The sequence below is a fragment of the Microbacterium sp. C23T genome (assembly GCF_053345975.1).
Window position 1 is genome coordinate 1 of the sequence record NZ_JBKFBD010000021.1, and the last position, 16,902, is coordinate 16,902.

Genomic DNA, 16,902 nt, shown 5'->3' on the forward strand with positions numbered 1-16,902 from the left:
GGGCGCGCCGCGCGGAGGTCGCGGGCCGCCCCGCGGGCGCCGCCTCCCCCCCCCCCGCCTGCCACGACGCCTCCTCCCGCCCCCACCGCGATCACGGCCAGCGCGCCGGCCGTCAGACGCACAGAGCGTCGCTTCGAAACTGACATCGTCGTCATCCTTCTGTCGGCGCGGACACCGTCCGCCGAGAGGCGGGCCGGCCGGGGCTCGTCCGCGAAGCCCCGGCCTCGAGGGTCAGGCGGAGACGGACACCGCCTCTCGGCGGACGAGCCGCCCGCCGTCCCACCGCACCGGCATCGGATCGGTGATGCCACCCACGAACCGTCCGTCCTGGCCGATGTTGCGGAACGCGAACAGCAGCCATTGACCGTCCGAACGGCGCTGCAGCAGGCGCCCGACGTACAGGTCCTCATCGGTCAGCGGATACGCGGCGTCGATGTCGAACGGTCCGAGGAGGCTCTCCGCCGGAACCGCCCAGGTGCCGGCGCCTGCGGCGCGCCGGGAATCGGTGCTCTGCTCCTTCAGGCAGGAGAAGATCACCACCGGACGCCCGTCGACGATCTCTGCCTGCAGAACCTCCAGCTGCCCGAAGCCCTCGACGCTGGGCGCACTGAGCGGTCCGCGCAGCTCCCAGGTGCGCAGGTCCGCCGACCAGGCGTGCCCGATGACGCCGCGCCCGTCCACCGGTCCCTCGGGGGAACGGGCCGTGATCAGCATGTGCCAGCCGTTTCCGTCCGGGTCGGCGAACACCCACGGATCGCGGAAGGCCTCGTCGTGCCACGCGCCGCTCGAGAGCTTCTCGTACCAGGGCCCCTGCGCCTCGAGCACCGGTCCGCCGGCCTTCGTCCACGTGAAGAGGTCCGGAGACGTCGCGTAGCCGATCCGCTGGACGTTCTGCCCGCCGGGGGCGAGAGTGGCGCCCGTGTAGAACATGAACCACGTGCCGTCCGGGTGGCGCACCACCGATCCGGTCCAGGTGGCGAGCTCGTCGAAAGCGGGGGCGTCGCTGCGGACCAGCGCATCCGCGACCTGCGTCCACTCGACGAGGTCCGTCGAGACCGCGTGCCCGATCGAGGCGCGGTAGTGGCGGGCTTCCGGGTCGTGGAGCGCCCGCGAGGCGTAGAGGAAGAAGAGGTGGTAGCGCTCGCCGTCGTCGGCGAACCAGTAGTCCCATACCCAGGAATCGGGGAGGTCGAACACGCGAATTCCTTCAAGAGTCGTGCGCGGGAGATCGCGCGATGGTGTGCCCCTCCGCCCGGCGGGCGGGGAGAGCGAGTGTGCGAGTTCGGCTTACCGAGCCGTCGCCGGTGCGGCGAGCTCGGCGCGGCGGGGCGGGTCGGCCCCCGGTCGCGAGACGGTGATCGCCGCGGCGAGCGCTGATCTCTGCAGGAGCGATTCGACGGCAGACGACGGGATGCTGCCACCCGCCGTCGCGAGCGACGCCCGCAGACCGTCGCTGTCGACGATGCCGTCGATGAGCACGCCCATGAACGTGTCGCCGGCGCCGACCGTGTCGACCACTTCGGTCACGACCGCGGGCACGGTGACCTCGCCATCGGCGGTCACGCCGATCGCACCGTCCGACCCGAGGGTGACCACGACGAGTCGCGGGCCCCGAGCGACCCACTCCCGGGCGACTTCCACGGGATCCCGCGCCGGGTGGAGCCAGCGGAGGTCTTCGTCGCTCGCCTTCACGACGTCGGCGAGCTCGACCACCTCGGCGACACGCTGCCGCACGCGGTCCTCGTCGTCGACGAGCGACGGACGGATGTTGGGGTCATACGTCACGATCGCCCTCCCCCGCGCCGACCGCACGAGCGCGAGGACATGGTCCGCGCCGGGTTCGAGCACAGCGGCGACGGAGCCGACGTGCACGACGTCGGCGGCGCTCGCGAGTTCCTCGAGGCGGGCGGTGTCCGCCCCGAGGTCCCACTCGAGGTCGAAGTCGTACGTGGCGGCACCGCTCGCATCGAGATGGGCGGCGGCCGTCGACGTGCGCGCCGACGCGACGGCGATCACCTCGACATCCGACTCCCCGAGCCACCGTCGCACACGGCCGCCCCGGTCGTCCTCCGCCAGGCAGGTGATCAGCGTCGGGCATCGTCCCAACCGTCCCAGCGTCAGCGCGGTGTTGGCGGGGCTGCCGCCGGGCGCCTCTTCGACACGGCCATCCGCGCGATGGACGATGTCGACGAGGGCCTCGCCGACGACCACGAGGCGCAGCATCCCATCCGTCATCCCTTCACCCCGCTCGCCGCGATGCTGCTGACGAACGCCCGCTGGAACACCAGGAAGACGATGAGCACCGGGATCGTGATGAGCGAGGTGTAGGCCATCACCTCGCCCCACGCGGTGTTCAGCTGGAAGAAGTACTGCATGCCGACCATGACCGGCCGCAACTCCTCCTTCTGCACCACCATGAGGGGCCAGAGGTACTGGTTCCACGCCGGCAGGAAGGTGAGGATCGCCACGGTCGCGAAAGCCGGACCCGACAGCGGCACGAGGATGCGCCGGTAGATGGTGAACCAGCTCGCGCCGTCGATCCGGGCCGCCTCGTCGAGCGACTTCGGGATGGTCGAGAAGTACTGCGTGAACAGGAAGATCGAGAACGCGTTCGCGATGAACGGGACGATCTGCACCTCGTACGTGTTGAGCCAGCCGAAGTCGTACTTCAGCACGCCGCCCTCCATCACGAGCGTCGGAAGCTGGGCGACCCAGTAGACCATCGGCACCGCGATCGTCTCGAACGGGACGATCAGCGTCGCGATGATCAGCGCGAGCACGACGATCCGGCCCTTCCACGCCAGCCGGGAGAGCGCGAAGCCTGCCATCGAGTTCACGATGAGCCCGAGCCCCACCGTGAGCACCGTCACGAGCACCGAGTTGAACAGGAACTGCGCGACGGGTACGCGGTCGAACACCCCGAAGTAGTTGTCGAGGCTGATGTCGCCCACCGGGAGGAAGGCCGCGGGCGAGTCGATGTCCTGCAGGATCTGGCTGTCGGGCTTGAGGCTCGACACGAACATGAACACCAGCGGGAACAGGAAGATGATCCCGAACAGCGACAGGGCGATGTAGAGGAACACCTTGCCCCTGATGCGCTGCGCCTTCTCGCTGCGAGCCGGCGCCGGGCGCGCGGCACGGCGCGAGTCGGCAGGTGCCGTCGTCAGAGTCTGGGTGGCGGTCATGTCAGTCCTTCTCTCGCGTGAGCCGGCGCTGGATGAGCGCGATGGCGAGGACCGCGACGAAGAAGATCAGCGAGATCGCAGCGGCGTAGCCGATCTCCTGCTGCTCGTAGCCCTTGCGCACGGCGTGGAACACGATGGTCGAGGTCGAGTTCACCGGGCCGCCCTGGGTCATGACGTCGACCTGCACGAACAGTCCGAGGGCGGCGATGGTGATCGTGACGAGGACGAACACCATGGTGGGCCTGAGGCCCGGCCACGTCACGTTCGTGAACTGGCGCCACGGGCTCGCGCCGTCCATCTTGGCGGCTTCGTAGAGCTCCTCGGGGATCGTCTGCAGGCCCGCGAGCCAGATGATCATGTGGAACCCGACGGCCTGCCAGATCGACAGCACGATGATCGCGCCGAGCGCCGTCTTCGGGTCGTTCAGCCAGTCGACGTTCGACCACGCCCCGAAGGTGAGCGCATCGAACATGGCGTTGATGAGGCCGTCCTTCTGGTACATGAACTTCCACAGGATCGAGACCACGACGATCGAGGTCACGACGGGGACGAAGAAGATCACGCGGAAGGCGGTCACGCCGCGCATGCGCCGGTTGACGAGCACCGCGAGGAGCAGTCCGAGCGCCGCCTGCACGGGCACCACGACGAGTGCGAACACCGCGGTGTTGCCGACCGACTGCACGAACACCGGGTCGGCGGTGAAGGCTCGGATGAAGTTGTCGAAGCCGACGAACCGCGGAGGGTTCGGCGAGATGAGACGCGCGTTCGTGAAGGACAGCCCGAAGGCGAGGAACACGGGGATCACGAGGAACAGCACGAGGAGGACGGCCGCGGGGGCGATCATCCCCAGTCCTGCCCAGGTCTCGCGACCCTTGATGGAGCGGAAGCGACGGTAGGCGCGCCGAGGCTCTTCGGCGGCGACCGTCGGAGGAGTGACAGTCATGACAGATCTCTCGGGGAGTGCGCCGGCGAGGGCTCGAGGCCCTCGCCGGCACGATGGATCACTGGAAGCCGTAGCCGTCGTTCGACTCGATGTTGGCGTCGATCTCAGAGACGGCACGGTCGAGCGTCTCCTGGACGTCGGCGCCGTTCATGATGTCCTTCGCCGCCGTCTCGAACGTCGTCGAGATGACTGCGTACGCGGGCGTCTCGGGGCGCAGCACCGCGTACTTCTGCGAGAACTCGACGAACGGGCGCAGGGCGCCGTCATCGCCGAAGTACTCCGACGCCTGGGCGGCGGCATCCGTCGCGGGAATGACGACCTGCTTGTCGGCGAACTCGGTGATGTACTTGTCCTGGAAGCTGAACTCGAGGTACGCACGCGCGCCGTCGGCGTCGTCGCATTCGGATGAGATCGCCCACTGCCACGAGCCGCCGCCGATCTTGGGGCCGTTGCCGAGGTCCGGCGGGGGCAGGATCAGCAGGTCGTCGCCGACCTCGTCGAGCGCGGCCACCGCGTTCCAGACGCCGGTGTAGCTGAGCGCCACGTCGTCGTCGATGAACTCCTGATTGCCGACGGTGCCGCTGTTGCCGGCGTAGCCGTCGGCGAAGAGGCCGGCGAACCAGTCGCCCCACGCGACGGCGTCGGGTCCGTTGAGGGCGCCGTCGGCCGACAGCATGGTGTCGCGATCGATGAGGTCGCCGCCGAAGCTCTGCAGGAACGGCGAGTAGGCGTACGGCCACCACTCCCCGGTGTCCTCCGCCCCGATGTCGATCGGCGTCTCGTAGCCGTCGTTCTTCAGCGTGGCGAGCGCCGCGTCGAACTCGTCCGCGGTCCACGGCTCGTCGACCGTCGGGATGCGGATGCCGCTGGCGTCGAGCACCGATTTGCGGGCGAAGATGCCGAGTGCGGCGTCCCAGTAGCCGGCCGAGTAGATCTCGTCATCCCACACGCCGACGGCCGTGGGCAGCAGGGAGTCGGTGATCTCGGTGGGAAGGTCGAGCGGCTGCAGGTAGCCCGCCCAGGCCCAGTTCGGCATGATCGGGCCGTCGAGGTCGAGAAGGCACGGAAGATCACCGGATGCCGCGGCCGCGACGATCGCGTCGTTGTAGGCGCCCTGCGGGAACGACTCGTGCACGACCTCGTAGTCGTCCTGCGACGCGTTGAAGTCGGAGATGATCTGCTCGTAGACCTCGAGCTCGGCCGGGTTGCCCGCCGAGTGGGTCCACATCGTCAACTGTGTGCGGCCGTCCGCGGTGGTGGTGTCACCTTGGCCGGCTTGCCCGCACCCGGTCAGGGCGATCGCCGTGACCAGGCCCGCGGACACGAGGATCGGGGTCCTTGTGCGCATTGTTGTGGTTTCCTTTTCTTGGTGACTCACGCCCGCGTGGGTCACCGATCGGGGGCCGCCTGCGGCGGCCGCTCGGTGTGTGAAGCCCGTCGCCGGTTCGGTTTGGCGACTTGCGCCGGCGGCGGGCCTACGGAGTCTCGTCGGATGACGGGACACTCCATCAGGTGCGTGGCGTCCTCATCCCCTTCCGCGCGGACGCCGAGCGCGACCTCCATCGCCCAGCGACCCATGGCGTAATGGGGCAGGGCGACGGTGGTGAGTGGGGGATCCTGTTCCGCGGCGATCAGCTGCTGGTCGTCGTAGCCGACGACGGACAGATCGCGCGGGATGTCGAGGCCGCGGCGGTGCGCGGCGATGTACACGCCGGCCGCCATACGGTCGTTGAAGCAGAAGATGCCGGTGGGGCGCTCGTCGTCGGGGAGATCGAGGAGGACCTCGGCCGCCGCGCGACCGCCGTGGGCCGAGGTGTCACCGGTGATGTGGAGCGCCGGGTCGGCCGGGATCCCGGCCTCCGCGAGCGCCTCGAGATAGCCCTCGTGGCGCAGCCGCGAGGCGATGGGGCCGTCGTCGGTGTCGATGTAGGCGATCCGCCGGTGGCCGGCGGCGACGAGCTCGCGCACCGCGGCCGCGCCTCCGGCGCGGTCGTCGGGGACGACGCTGCGGTAGCCCCCGTTCGCCGGGCGGCAGTCGAGCAGCACGGTCTGCGCCGAGACGCCCTGCGGGACGTCGACCACGCGGTGCCACATGCACGCGTAGATCATCGCGTCGACCTGCTGCGCGGTGAGCGCGTCGATGGCCTCGCGTTCGATCTCGGCGTCGCCGCCGGTGTCGATCAGATAGACGAGGTGGCCGTTGTCGCGTGCGGCGTCCTGCGCACCCGCGAGCATGCGACCGGCGAACGGCGTCGTCGCGATCTGGTCGGAGATGAGTCCGACCGTGCGCGTGCGCTGCGTGCGAAGCCCCCGGGCCACCGAACTCGGAGCGTAGCCGACCGCCCGGGCCGCCTCCCGGACTCGCTGACGCGTCTCCTCCGAGATGCGCGATTCGACGTCGTTCATGACGAGCGAGACCGTGGTCACCGAGACGCCGGCCGCTGCCGCCACGTCTGAGATCCGAGCCCTCGCCATCAGTGACACTCCCTCGTGCTAAATCGATTTATCGAGCGGATCCGATTATGGACCGAGCGACAGCGAGCCGTCAAGTGCGACGTTCCGGCGAAGTCCATGCGCCTGGATCCACATGTGCGTGTTCGACTTCCACATGCAACGATGAGTTCGCAATGCAAATCGATTTGCATTGCTGAGAATCCAAGGAGCGAATCAGAAATGCACACTCCCCCGAAGAAGGTCAGGCGCGTCCTGACCGGCGGCCTCACCGCCGCTGCGGTCGCGGCTTCCGTGCTCGTCGGCCTGCCCGCGGCAGCCCTTGCGGCACCTAACGCACCGGCGACGCCCGAGCTGCAGGACGGCCCCCAGCCGACGACGCACTCGCAGCAGGCGTACGCCCCCGAAGACGACTTCACCGCGAAGTGGACCCGCGCGGACGCCCGGCAGCTCAAGCGCCTGTCGGACCCGACCGCGGGATCGAAGCAGAACTCGATGCCCGCCGAGCTCACCATGCCCGCGGTTTCGCAGGACTTCCCCGACATGAGCAACGAGGAGGTGTGGGTGTGGGACTCGTGGCCGCTGACCGATGAGGACGCCAACCAGTACAGCGTCAACGGCCAGGAGATCATCTTCTCGCTCGTGGCCGACCGCAACCTCGTGTTCGACGAGCGCCACGTGTTCGCGAAGATCGGCTACTTCTACCGCCCCGCCGGCGTCCCCGCCGATGAGCGACCGGCGAACGGCGGCTGGACGTATGGCGGCCTCGTCTTCGACGAAGGGGTGACCGGCAAGATCTTCCCCGACCAGTCGTACAGCCACCAGACCCAGTGGTCGGGTTCGGCGCGCATCTCGAAGGGCGGCGAGATCAAGCTGTTCTTCACGGACGTCGCGTTCTACCGCAACGAGGACGGCAGCAACCGCAAGCCCTACGACCCGCGCATCGCACTGAGCGTCGGCAAGGTGCACGCCAACAAGAACGGCGTGAAGCTGACCGGATTCGACAAGGTCACCGACCTGCTGCAGGCCGATGGCACGTACTACCAGACCGGTGCGCAGAACGAGTTCTTCAACTTCCGCGACCCGTTCACGTTCGAGGACCCGGCCCACCCCGGTGAGACCTACATGGTCTTCGAGGGCAACTCCGCCATGCCCCGCGAGACCGCGACGTGCAACGAAGAGGACCTCGGCTACCGCGAGGGAGATCCCTTCGCAGAGACGGTCGACCAGGTGAACGCCTCGGGCGCCACCTACCAGATCGGCAACGTCGGTCTCGCGAAAGCGAAGAACAAGGACCTCACCGAGTGGGAGTTCCTGCCGCCCATCCTGTCGGCGAACTGCGTCACCGACCAGACCGAGCGTCCGCAGATCTACATGAAGGACGGCAAGTACTACCTCTTCACCATCAGCCACCGCGGCACGTTCGCGAACGGCATCGACGGCCCCGAGGGCGTCTACGGGTTCGTCGGCGACGGCATCCGCAGCGACTACCAGCCCATGAACTCCGGCTCGGGCCTGGCACTGGGCAACCCGACGAACCTGAACTTCGCGGGCGGACAGCCGTTCGCGCCGGACTACAACCAGCCGATCGGACACTTCCAGGCGTACTCGCACTACGTGATGCCTGGCGGACTGGTGCAGTCGTTCATCGACACGGTCGGCACGGAGGGCGACTTCCGCCGCGGCGGCACGCTCGCCCCGACGGTCAAGATCGACATCGACGGCGCCTCGTCGGCGGTCGACTACTCGTACGGTGACGGCGGCCTCGGCGGCTACGCCGACATCCCGGCGAACATCAACGTCAACAACGGCGGCAAGGTCACCCCGCTGCCGTGACCTGACGACCGTCGAGCGGATGCCTCGGCACGACCCCGTGCCGAGGCATCCGTTCGTCCCGTTCCGAGCCGAAGGAGACCGAATGCACACGCAGAACACCCGATCCGCGTCGCCCCGGCGGCGCCTCCTCGCCCTGCTCGCCGGCGCGGCGGCCGCGATCGTGCTCGTGGCGGCGATCGCCGTCGCGCTGTCGCAACGGAGCGGGACGGATGCCGCGCCCTCGCCGTCTGCGACGACCGACGGGTACGAGCGGCCCGCGGACTGGTCTCCGCACCGCCCGAGCGTGCACCTCACGCCCGAGGCGAACTGGATGAACGACCCGCAGAAGCCGTTCCTCCTCGACGGCATGTGGCACTACTACTACCTCTACAACGCCGACTACCCGGACGGGAACGGCACCGCGTGGTACCACGCGACCTCGACCGACCTCGTGCACTGGAAGGACGAAGGAGTCGCGATCGACAAGTACGCCAACGGGCTCGGCGACATCTGGACCGGCACGGCGGTCGTCGATGAGCATGGCACCGCAGGGTTCGGCGAGGGCGCCGTCATCGCACTCGTGACGCAGCAGGTCGACGGGGTTCAGAGGCAGTCGCTGTTCGTCTCGCGCGACGGCGGCTATCGCTTCGAGTCGTTCGACGGCAATCCCGTGATGGAGAACCCCGGTGTCGCGGACTGGCGCGACCCGCGCGTGTTCTGGGACGACGCGGCCGGGCGCTGGGTGATGGCCCTCGCCGAGCACGACCGGATCGGGTTCTACACCTCGCCGAATCTTCGCGACTGGACCTATTCCTCGGACTTCGTCACCACCGGCCTCGGCGTCCTGGAGTGCCCCGACCTGTTCCCCCTGGCGGTCGACGGCGATCCCGACGACGTGCGGTGGGTGCTCGTCGCGGGTGCGAACGGCGCCGCGGAGGGGATGACGACAGGCACCGCGTACTGGGTGGGCGCGTGGGACGGCGAGCGCTTCACCCCCGACGGCGCCGGCCACCAGTGGCTGGACCACGGCCCCGACTACTACGCGGCCGTCACGTGGGACGACCCACGCCTGGATGAGCACGATCGCCTCGCGTCGCGGTACGGCATCGGCTGGATGAACAACTGGGCCTACGCGGGCGGGTTCCCCACCGAGGACTGGCACGGCGGGTCGGACTCCCTCGTGCGCACGATCACCCTGAGCGACGACGAGGGGCGCGCGACGCTGCACTCGGAGCCGGCGGCCGAGCTGGGTTCGCTGGAAGGCGAGGCCGAGCACCTCGACGATGCGCGGCTCGCCGACGGCGAGACCGTGGACGTCGCTGTGCCCGCCTCGGGCGCGTATCGACTGCGATTGGATGCTGCGAGCCCGGCCGGCGAGCTTCGGGTCAAGGTCCTCACGGGGGACGGCGGCTTCGCGACGGTCGGCTACGACTTCGCGGCGCGGTCCGTGTTCGTCGCACGGGATGCCGACGCTGTCGCCGACACGATGCCTGAGGCGTACCGCGAAGTGCGCACGGCGGCGGTGGAGCCGGAAGATGGGCGCATCGCGCTCGACATCGTCGTGGACGCTTCCTCGATCGAGGTCTTCGCGGGCGGCGGTCGCGCGGCGCTGACGATGGCCACGTTCGGGACGAGCGGCGCGCGAGGGCTGCAGATCGAGGGCACGCGGGAGCCGGTCGCCGTCACGAGCGCCAGCCTCACCCCGTTGCGGGTTGCCCCGGTCGAACGGGAATCGCGCCGGTAGCGCCCCTAGCGAGCGAGCGGCACCCCGACGGACTCGCGCTCGACCAGCCACCCGCGGAGCAGGTGGATGCCGTCGCCGACCGGCGGCGCGGTCCCGTCGATCCGGTCGAGCAGGCGGGTCATGCCCCACCTCCCCATCTCGTCGTGGGGCAGCGCGACAGTGGTGAGCCCGGGGTCGAGAGCGTCGGCGACCGGATGCAGATCGTCGATCCCCACGACGCTGAGGCCGTGCGGGACGGGGACGCCGCGCCGCGCCGCGGCCTGCATCACGCCCATGGCGATCTGGTCGTTGAAGCAGATGACGGCTGTGGGCGGGACGAGCTGATCGAGGAGCCGTCCTCCCGCTTCTCGACCGCCTGCCGCATCGGAGGTGCAGAAGTCGAGGCGACCGTCGGCCAAGGCGATCCCCGTGTCGCCCAGAGCGGATCGCACGCCGATGAGGCGGCCGCGAGCGGCGCGGGACTCGTCGCTGGTCCCGACGTAGGCGATGTCGCGGTGCCCCTCACGCGTGAGCCGCTCGCAGGCGAGGGCCGCGATCTGCGCCTCATCGGGCACGACGGCGTCGACTTCCCAGCCGGGTTGCGGCGCAGCATCCACGAGTACGACAGGCACGTCCTCGGGGACGTCGGGCTGCTCGACGCGCTGGTGGTACATGCGGGCGATCAAGAGGCCGTCGACCCGCTGGGCGAGGAAGCGCGCGACGAGGTCGCGCTCCGCCTCGGCATCGCCGCCGCTCTCGGCGACCATCAGCAGCACGTCGCGTTCGAGCCCGGCTCGACGGGCACCCTCGATGATGCGGCCCGCGAACGGGGTCGCCGCGAGGTCATCGCCGATGAGCCCGACGACACCGGTGCGCCGGCGGCGCAGTCCGCTGGCCACCCGGTCGGGGACGTACCCGAGTTCACGGGCGACGGCGAGGATCCGCTCGCGGGTCTCGGCGTTCACCGCCCGCGCGCCGCTCAGCGCGTGCGAGACCGTCGTCGCCGAGACGCCCGCGGCGGCGGCCACGTCGCTGACGCGCGCGCGCCCGCCGGTCTTCCCAGACATACGCCCAGCCTATGGGCCGAGCCCCGGTCGGATGGGCTCTCAGCGCACGACGGCGGTCGCGGTCTCGAGTCGCGCGAGCACTTCCTGGCTGATGGAGCCGAGGAGGAAGCGCGCCAGCGCGCCGCGCCCGTGCGAGCCGACCACCGCGAGGCGTGCCGTGCCCGCGAGCTCGTTGATGATGTGCGACGGATACCCGCGCTCGACGCGGCGCACGATCTCCAGATCGGGGTAGCGCGAGGCGAGTCCGGCGAGCGAGAGCCCGAGCGCCTCGCCCGTGAGCTTCTCCATGTTCTCGAGGTACTGCACGGGGTATGCGCCCATGTTGCGCGGCACCTCGAGCGGCGTCCACACCGCCACGGCGATGAGCGGCTCGTGGAGCCGGTCGGCCTCGGCGGCGGCGAACGCCACGGCCTTCTCCGACACCGGCGAGCCGTCGACGCCGACCACGACCCCGGTGCGGCCTGCGACGTCGAAGTCCGGGATCACCACGACCGGCGAGTGCGCGCCCGCGGCGATGCGCAGGCCGTGGGCACCGCGGTGCGCCCGCGATCCCGACCCCTGGTAGTCGCTGCCGATGACGAGCAGCGCGGCGTCGTTAGAGGCATCCAACAGTTTCGCGACCGGGTTGCCCCGTTCGACGCGGGTGCGCACGTCGACACCTGTCGACGCGATGCGGGATGCCTCGGCCTCGGCGAGCTCGACCGCTTGGGCGAGTGCGGCGTCGACCAGGGAGTCCTCCCCCACCGCGCCGAACGCTCCTCCGACGACGGCGAACAGCTCGATCGGCTGTCGCCTCTCGACCGCGCGCTGCGCCGCCCAGTCGACTGCTCGACGCGTGACCGCAGCATCCGTGATTCCGACGACGATCGCTTCACCCACGATTGGCTCCTCTCGGATGCCCCCAGGCTAGCCCCGCCGCCGGTCCCGGCGCAGGGTGGCGGGCCGTGACAAACCGCAGGCCTGCATTCCTTTCGCGGAATATCGATGGAGGGGCGAAAGTCACCCGCGCACGGGCGGGAGCGAGCGCATCGCCCTCGGGCGCGTCACTGCGGCGCAACAGTCCGACACGATCCGGAAACACGCAGTTGAAAGGGTCGGAGCATCCGACCCCACCCCGCCCCGACGGCGCTGCGAGGAGGGCTGTCATCTCCTCCGAAAGGACGTGCTTTCGCATGCCTGAAACCATTCATCGCGCGCGGCCGGGGCGTGGCCGTGGCCGCGCGCTCGCAGTGCTGGTCGCGGCAGGGGCGCTCTTCGCCTCCGGCGTCGCGCTGGCCCCGGCCGCCGCTGCCGCACCGCCCACCGTCGGCGAGGCGACGATCGATGCTCCTGCCGACGTGGCGGTGGGCGACCCCGTCGTGGTGTCGGTGGCGCTCGCCGGTGCGGTGGACGTCTTCGCGTTCGATCTCGCCGTCGCGTACGACCCGGCGCTGCTCGCTTTCGACGAAGCGGCGACGACGTTCCCCGCTGGCGGCTTCGACGCGGTCGACGGCGACCCGGGGGCGTTGGAGATCACGCACACCCGCCTGGGCACGTCCCCCGGCCTTGCCGGCGACATCACGCTTGTGACCCTTCACTTCACCGCGCGGGCGTCCGGCTCTGCCACCGTGACGATCACCGCGGCGACCCTCGCGAGTTCGTCGACCGAGACGGCCTCGCTCGAAGAACCGCTCGTCACGACCACGGCCATCGCTGCCGCCCCCACCCAGGAGCCGAGCCCGGCGCCGAGCCCGTCTGGGACGACCGATCCGGGTCCGACCCCGAGTGCCACGGGCGCCGCGGCTTCGGCAGGATCGCTCGCTGTCACCGGCGCCGACGCCGCCGTGTGGGGCGTCGCCGCGGCCGTCGCTGCTGCGCTCGTCGCGCTCGGCGTCGTGTTCGTGCTCCGCCGCCGGGCGGGGGCGACCCGATGAGCGCTCCTGTTTCCCCCACCCGACCGACACCGTCCAGGAGGATTCTCACGGTGAAGACCCCCACCTTCCGCCTGATCGCCGGCGCCACCGCCGTGGGCACGGTCGCCGCGCTGACCGCGGCCCTTCCCGCCGCGGCGGAGTCCGCGGCGCCGGCGGCTGCCTTCCTGGCTCCGCACTACACCGAACTCGACCTCACGGGCGACGCACAGGTGACCACCGCTGATCTGGATGCCGCAAGCGACGCGCTCGGTGCGACTAGCGCGGACCCGTCGTGGAGCGACATCGCGCTGATCGATCTCGACGCCGACGGGGTGATCACGGTCTCCGACCTCGCTGGACTCTCACAGCGGATGATCTACGACGACGGACCCTTCGAGCTGCTCGAGGCCTCAGTGATCGACATGCAGGCGGCGATGAACGCCGGTGTGACGACCTCGGTCGAGATCACGCAGGACTACATCGACCGGATCGCAGCGTACGACCGCGTGAAGCAGGACCCGGCGGCCAACGGGCGGCCGCTGAACTCCATCGTCACCGTGAGCGACGTCGCACTGGAGGCGGCGGCCGCGGCCGACGCCTCGCGCGCCCAGAACGGACTGACGAGCATGCTGCTCGGCGTGCCGATCGCGGTGAAGGACAACTACAACACCTCCGACATGGTCACCACCGCAGGCTGCGGATGCTGGAACCTCAACCAGACCGACAGCGACGCGACGATGGTCGCTGGTCTGCGCGCGGAGGGCGCGGTGATCCTCGCGAAGGCGAGCCTCGACGAGTTCGCGTATGGATTCGTCTCGGAGTTCTCGTCGTTCCAGCAGCCCGGCTCGACGCTTCTCGTCGCCAGCCCCTACTCGACCTCCCGCTCCGCGGGCGGATCGAGCGGTGGGACGGGCGCGGCGATCTCCGCCAACCTGGCGGGAATCGGGTTCGGAACCGACACCGGCGGCTCGATCCGGGTGCCGTCGTCGTACAACCAGCTGGTCGGCATCCGGCCCACGGTGGGCCTCGCCAGCCGCGACGGTATCGTGCCGCTCGCCCTCAGCCAGGACACCGGCGGACCGATGGCGCGCAGCGTCGTCGACGCGGCCGTCGCCCTGGACGCCGTGGTCGGTGTCGATGAGAACGATGCCGTCACCGCACGCCAGCAGGGTCTCGTGCCCGAGTCGTACACCTCGTTCCTCGACGCGGACGCCCTCGACGGCGCCCGGATCGGCTACGTCGCCTCGATGATCGGCACCAACGCAACGACTGTGCGGCTGTGGAACGAGACGCGTGCGAAGCTCGAGTCACTGGGCGCGACCGTTGTCGAGGTGGCGGGTTCGCCTGCGTTCAACACCGTGCTCAACGAGGGCAGTGGAAGCACGAACGAGTTCAAGCACGATCTCGCCGAGTACGTGGACGCGCATCTGGGCGACCAGGTGACCCAGCGCACGATCCAGGACATCATGACCGGCGGCAACTACGTCACCTCGCGTCAGTCGGTGTACCGCTCCCGGGATGCCGTCACAGAGGAGGTCTACCAGGCCTGGGCCGGCCCCAGCGGCAGCCACACGAAGGTGCTCGCCGACGGCAAGGTGCTCGTCACCGGCATGCTGGACGCGAACGACCTCGATGCTCTCGTGTACCCGTCGGGCAACCCGTACGGCACGCAGGGCACGAACCTTCGGCTGAGCCCGAACACCGGGATGCCGTCGGTCACGGTTCCGATGGGTCAGGCGCTCGCGACCGAGGCCATCCCCGGTGCGAACGTGAACCTCGAACTGCTCGGCCGTGACTTCGATGAGGGCGGTCTGCTCGCCCTTGCCTACGCTTTCGAGCAGGCGACTCACGCGCGCACCGCACCCGCGCTGTACGGTCCGCTGCCGTAAGCACAGAGTGAGGAAGCCCCGGGCGTCTCTCGACTCCCGGGGCTTCCGTCGCGCGGACCCAACGGTCCGGAGTTACAGCGAGAGGCGCTCGCGCACGACGCCGGCGAGCTCGTCGGCGTGGCGGCGGGCTTCATCCTCGGAGGACGCCTCGACCATCACGCGCACGAGCTGCTCGGTGCCCGACGGGCGCAGCAGCACGCGCCCCGAGAGGCCGAGCTCTGCGGATGCGCGGGCGACAGCATCCTGAACTCCCTCGTCGGTGGCCGCGCGGGTACGGTCGACGTCCTTCACGTTCACGAGCACCTGCGGGTACACGGTCATGATCGACGCGAGCTCTTCGAGCGTCTTGCCGGTGCGCGCCATCTCGGCGACCAGGTGCAGGCCGGTGAGCAGACCGTCGCCGGTCGTCGCGTAGTCGCTCATGATGACGTGGCCCGACTGCTCGCCACCCAGCGAGAAGCCCTGCTCGTTCATGCGCTCGAGCACGTAGCGGTCGCCGACCGCGGTGGTCTCGACGTGGATGCCGTGGGTCGACATCGCGCGGTGGAGTCCGAGGTTGCTCATCACGGTGGCGACGAGCGTGTCGTCCTTGAGCTCGCCGCGGCCCTTCATCGACACCGCGAGAATGGCCATGATCTGGTCGCCGTCGACGACCTTGCCGGTCGCGTCGACCGCGAGGCAGCGGTCGGCGTCGCCGTCGTGCGCGATGCCCACGTCGGCACCGACGCGCACCACGTGCTCGGCGAGCTTGTCGAGGTGCGTCGAGCCGACGCCGTCGTTGATGTTCCAGCCATCGGGATCTGCGCCGATGACGGTGACCTTGGCGCCGGCATCGGCGAAGGTCTCGGGCGACACACCGGATGCCGCGCCGTGCGCGCAGTCGAGCACGACGTGGATGCCGTCGAGGCGATGCGGGAGTGACGCGAGCAGGTGGACGACGTAGCGGTCCTCGGCGTCGGCGAACCGGCGGATGCGGCCTACCTCAGCACCCGTGGGCTGCAGCTTCGGGCCGGCCATGGCAGCCTCGATGCGCTCTTCGACGACGTCGGGCAGCTTCACGCCGCCGCGGGCGAAGATCTTGATGCCGTTGTCAGGAGCAGGATTGTGGGATGCCGACACCATGACGCCGAAGTCGGCATCCATGTCGGCGATCAGGAACGCCGCCGCGGGGGTCGGGAGCACGCCGGCGTCGAGGACGTCGACGCCCGACGAGGCCAAGCCGGCTTCGACCGCGGCGGAGAGGAACTCGCCGGAGACGCGCGGGTCGCGGGCGACGACGGCGGTGAGCCGCTTGCCCGCGGCGCGGCGCGCCTCGGCGGAACGTCCCTGGCCCAGGACGACGGCGGTCGCCTGGGCCAGGGACAGTGCGAGATCGGCGGTGAGGGGGCCGTTGGCCAGCCCCCTCACCCCGTCCGTGCCAAAGATCGGCATACGGGATGGAAGCCGATCAGCGCTTCGAGTACTGCGGCGCCTTGCGGGCCTTCTTGAGACCGGCCTTCTTGCGCTCGATGACGCGGGCGTCGCGCGAGAGGAAGCCGGCCTTCTTGAGGGTCGGGCGGTTGTTCTCGACGTCGATCTCGTTCAGCGCACGGGCGATGCCGAGGCGGAGCGCACCGGCCTGGCCCGAGGGGCCACCACCCGAGATGCGGACGATGACGTCGTACGCACCCGTGAGGTTGAGGACCGTGAACGGGTCGGTGATGAGCTGCTGGTGGAGCTTGTTCGGGAAGTAGTCCTCGAACGCACGGCCGTTGACCGTGATCGTGCCCGAGCCGGGGATGACGCGCACGCGGGCGATGGCCTGCTTGCGGCGACCGACAGCGGCGCCCGAGACCGAGAGCACGGGGCGCTCGGCGGCGACGACGGTCTCGTCGACGGTGGACTCGGTGGAGTAGCTCGTGGGGGTTTCTTCGATGTTCGCCATCAGTGTGTCCTGT

14 protein-coding genes are annotated in these 16,902 nt (G+C 69.8%); 4 read left to right on the top strand and 10 right to left on the bottom strand.

From position 1 onward, the window contains the following. Positions 1-231: 231 nt before the first annotated feature. The 6 genes from ACLBXX_RS12835 to ACLBXX_RS12860 form a co-directional block, all read right to left on the bottom strand. Positions 232-1,197: a family 43 glycosylhydrolase gene (locus ACLBXX_RS12835; protein ID WP_447658336.1), complete on the bottom strand. Its 966-nt coding sequence runs from the start codon at positions 1,195-1,197 to the stop codon at positions 232-234. A 90-nt stretch (positions 1,198-1,287) separates the two neighbouring features. Continuing rightward, a complete protein-coding gene (locus ACLBXX_RS12840) occupies positions 1,288-2,235 on the bottom strand; it encodes a carbohydrate kinase family protein (RefSeq protein WP_447658337.1) in 948 nt (315 codons plus the stop codon). Then, entirely contained in the window at positions 2,232-3,185 is a 954-nt protein-coding gene (locus tag ACLBXX_RS12845; protein WP_310288524.1) for a carbohydrate ABC transporter permease, read from the bottom strand. The genes ACLBXX_RS12840 and ACLBXX_RS12845 overlap by 4 nt, the downstream gene beginning before the upstream one ends. Position 3,186: 1 nt before the next feature. Further along, on the bottom strand, positions 3,187-4,128 hold the full coding sequence (locus tag ACLBXX_RS12850) for a carbohydrate ABC transporter permease (protein ID WP_447658338.1): 942 nt from the start codon (positions 4,126-4,128) through the stop codon (positions 3,187-3,189). 58 nt (positions 4,129-4,186) lie between these two features. Beyond that, a complete protein-coding gene (locus ACLBXX_RS12855) occupies positions 4,187-5,476 on the bottom strand; it encodes a sugar ABC transporter substrate-binding protein (protein WP_447658339.1) in 1,290 nt (429 codons plus the stop codon). Positions 5,477-5,517: 41 nt separating this feature from the next. Next, complete coding sequence (locus tag ACLBXX_RS12860; RefSeq protein ID WP_447658340.1) at positions 5,518-6,579, bottom strand: LacI family DNA-binding transcriptional regulator; 1,062 nt, start codon at positions 6,577-6,579, stop codon at positions 5,518-5,520. Positions 6,580-6,801: 222 nt separating this feature from the next. On the opposite strand from ACLBXX_RS12860, the gene ACLBXX_RS12865 reads away from it, so the two are divergent. Beyond that, positions 6,802-8,415: a glycoside hydrolase family 68 protein gene (locus ACLBXX_RS12865; protein WP_447658341.1), complete on the top strand. Its 1,614-nt coding sequence runs from the start codon at positions 6,802-6,804 to the stop codon at positions 8,413-8,415. A gap of 82 nt (positions 8,416-8,497) precedes the next feature. Next, positions 8,498-10,138 (top strand): glycoside hydrolase family 32 protein, encoded by a 1,641-nt coding sequence (locus ACLBXX_RS12870; RefSeq protein ID WP_447658342.1) that lies wholly within the window; start codon positions 8,498-8,500, stop codon positions 10,136-10,138. Between the two features lie 5 nt (positions 10,139-10,143). Here the strand turns inward: ACLBXX_RS12870 and ACLBXX_RS12875 are convergent, their stop codons facing one another. Together ACLBXX_RS12875 and ACLBXX_RS12880 are read right to left on the bottom strand one after the other, a co-directional pair. Next, entirely contained in the window at positions 10,144-11,184 is a 1,041-nt protein-coding gene (locus tag ACLBXX_RS12875) for a LacI family DNA-binding transcriptional regulator (protein ID WP_447658343.1), read from the bottom strand. Between the two features lie 39 nt (positions 11,185-11,223). Next, the gene (locus ACLBXX_RS12880) at positions 11,224-12,063 is read right to left on the bottom strand and encodes a universal stress protein (protein ID WP_447658344.1); all 840 of its coding nucleotides are present in this window, start codon (positions 12,061-12,063) and stop codon (positions 11,224-11,226) included. A 293-nt stretch (positions 12,064-12,356) separates the two neighbouring features. Here ACLBXX_RS12880 and ACLBXX_RS12885 point away from each other — a divergent pair, with 293 nt between their 5' ends. Both ACLBXX_RS12885 and ACLBXX_RS12890 read left to right on the top strand, forming a co-directional pair. After that, positions 12,357-13,097: a cohesin domain-containing protein gene (locus tag ACLBXX_RS12885; protein WP_447658345.1), complete on the top strand. Its 741-nt coding sequence runs from the start codon at positions 12,357-12,359 to the stop codon at positions 13,095-13,097. A 50-nt stretch (positions 13,098-13,147) separates the two neighbouring features. Next, on the top strand, positions 13,148-14,965 hold the full coding sequence (locus ACLBXX_RS12890) for an amidase family protein (RefSeq protein ID WP_447658346.1): 1,818 nt from the start codon (positions 13,148-13,150) through the stop codon (positions 14,963-14,965). A 72-nt stretch (positions 14,966-15,037) separates the two neighbouring features. Here ACLBXX_RS12890 and glmM read toward each other — a convergent pair whose 3' ends face one another. Continuing rightward, complete coding sequence (glmM, locus tag ACLBXX_RS12895) at positions 15,038-16,396, bottom strand: phosphoglucosamine mutase (RefSeq protein WP_387144397.1); 1,359 nt, start codon at positions 16,394-16,396, stop codon at positions 15,038-15,040. A gap of 16 nt (positions 16,397-16,412) precedes the next feature. Continuing rightward, positions 16,413-16,889, bottom strand: coding sequence for a 30S ribosomal protein S9 (gene rpsI, locus ACLBXX_RS12900; RefSeq protein WP_203582317.1), 477 nt, complete (start codon positions 16,887-16,889; stop codon positions 16,413-16,415). Positions 16,890-16,902 lie beyond the last annotated feature (13 nt).

Coding starts and splice junctions, on each gene's coding strand:
- ACLBXX_RS12840 (WP_447658337.1), bottom strand. CDS start 2,235: ATGACGGATGGGATGCTGCGCCTCGTGGTCGTCGGCGAGGCCCTCGTC.
- ACLBXX_RS12845 (WP_310288524.1), bottom strand. CDS start 3,185: ATGACCGCCACCCAGACTCTGACGACGGCACCTGCCGACTCGCGCCGT.
- ACLBXX_RS12850 (WP_447658338.1), bottom strand. CDS start 4,128: ATGACTGTCACTCCTCCGACGGTCGCCGCCGAAGAGCCTCGGCGCGCC.
- ACLBXX_RS12855 (WP_447658339.1), bottom strand. CDS start 5,476: ATGCGCACAAGGACCCCGATCCTCGTGTCCGCGGGCCTGGTCACGGCG.
- ACLBXX_RS12865 (WP_447658341.1), top strand. CDS start 6,802: ATGCACACTCCCCCGAAGAAGGTCAGGCGCGTCCTGACCGGCGGCCTC.
- ACLBXX_RS12870 (WP_447658342.1), top strand. CDS start 8,498: ATGCACACGCAGAACACCCGATCCGCGTCGCCCCGGCGGCGCCTCCTC.
- ACLBXX_RS12875 (WP_447658343.1), bottom strand. CDS start 11,184: ATGTCTGGGAAGACCGGCGGGCGCGCGCGCGTCAGCGACGTGGCCGCC.
- ACLBXX_RS12885 (WP_447658345.1), top strand. CDS start 12,357: ATGCCTGAAACCATTCATCGCGCGCGGCCGGGGCGTGGCCGTGGCCGC.
- glmM (WP_387144397.1), bottom strand. CDS start 16,396: ATGCCGATCTTTGGCACGGACGGGGTGAGGGGGCTGGCCAACGGCCCC.
- rpsI (WP_203582317.1), bottom strand. CDS start 16,889: ATGGCGAACATCGAAGAAACCCCCACGAGCTACTCCACCGAGTCCACC.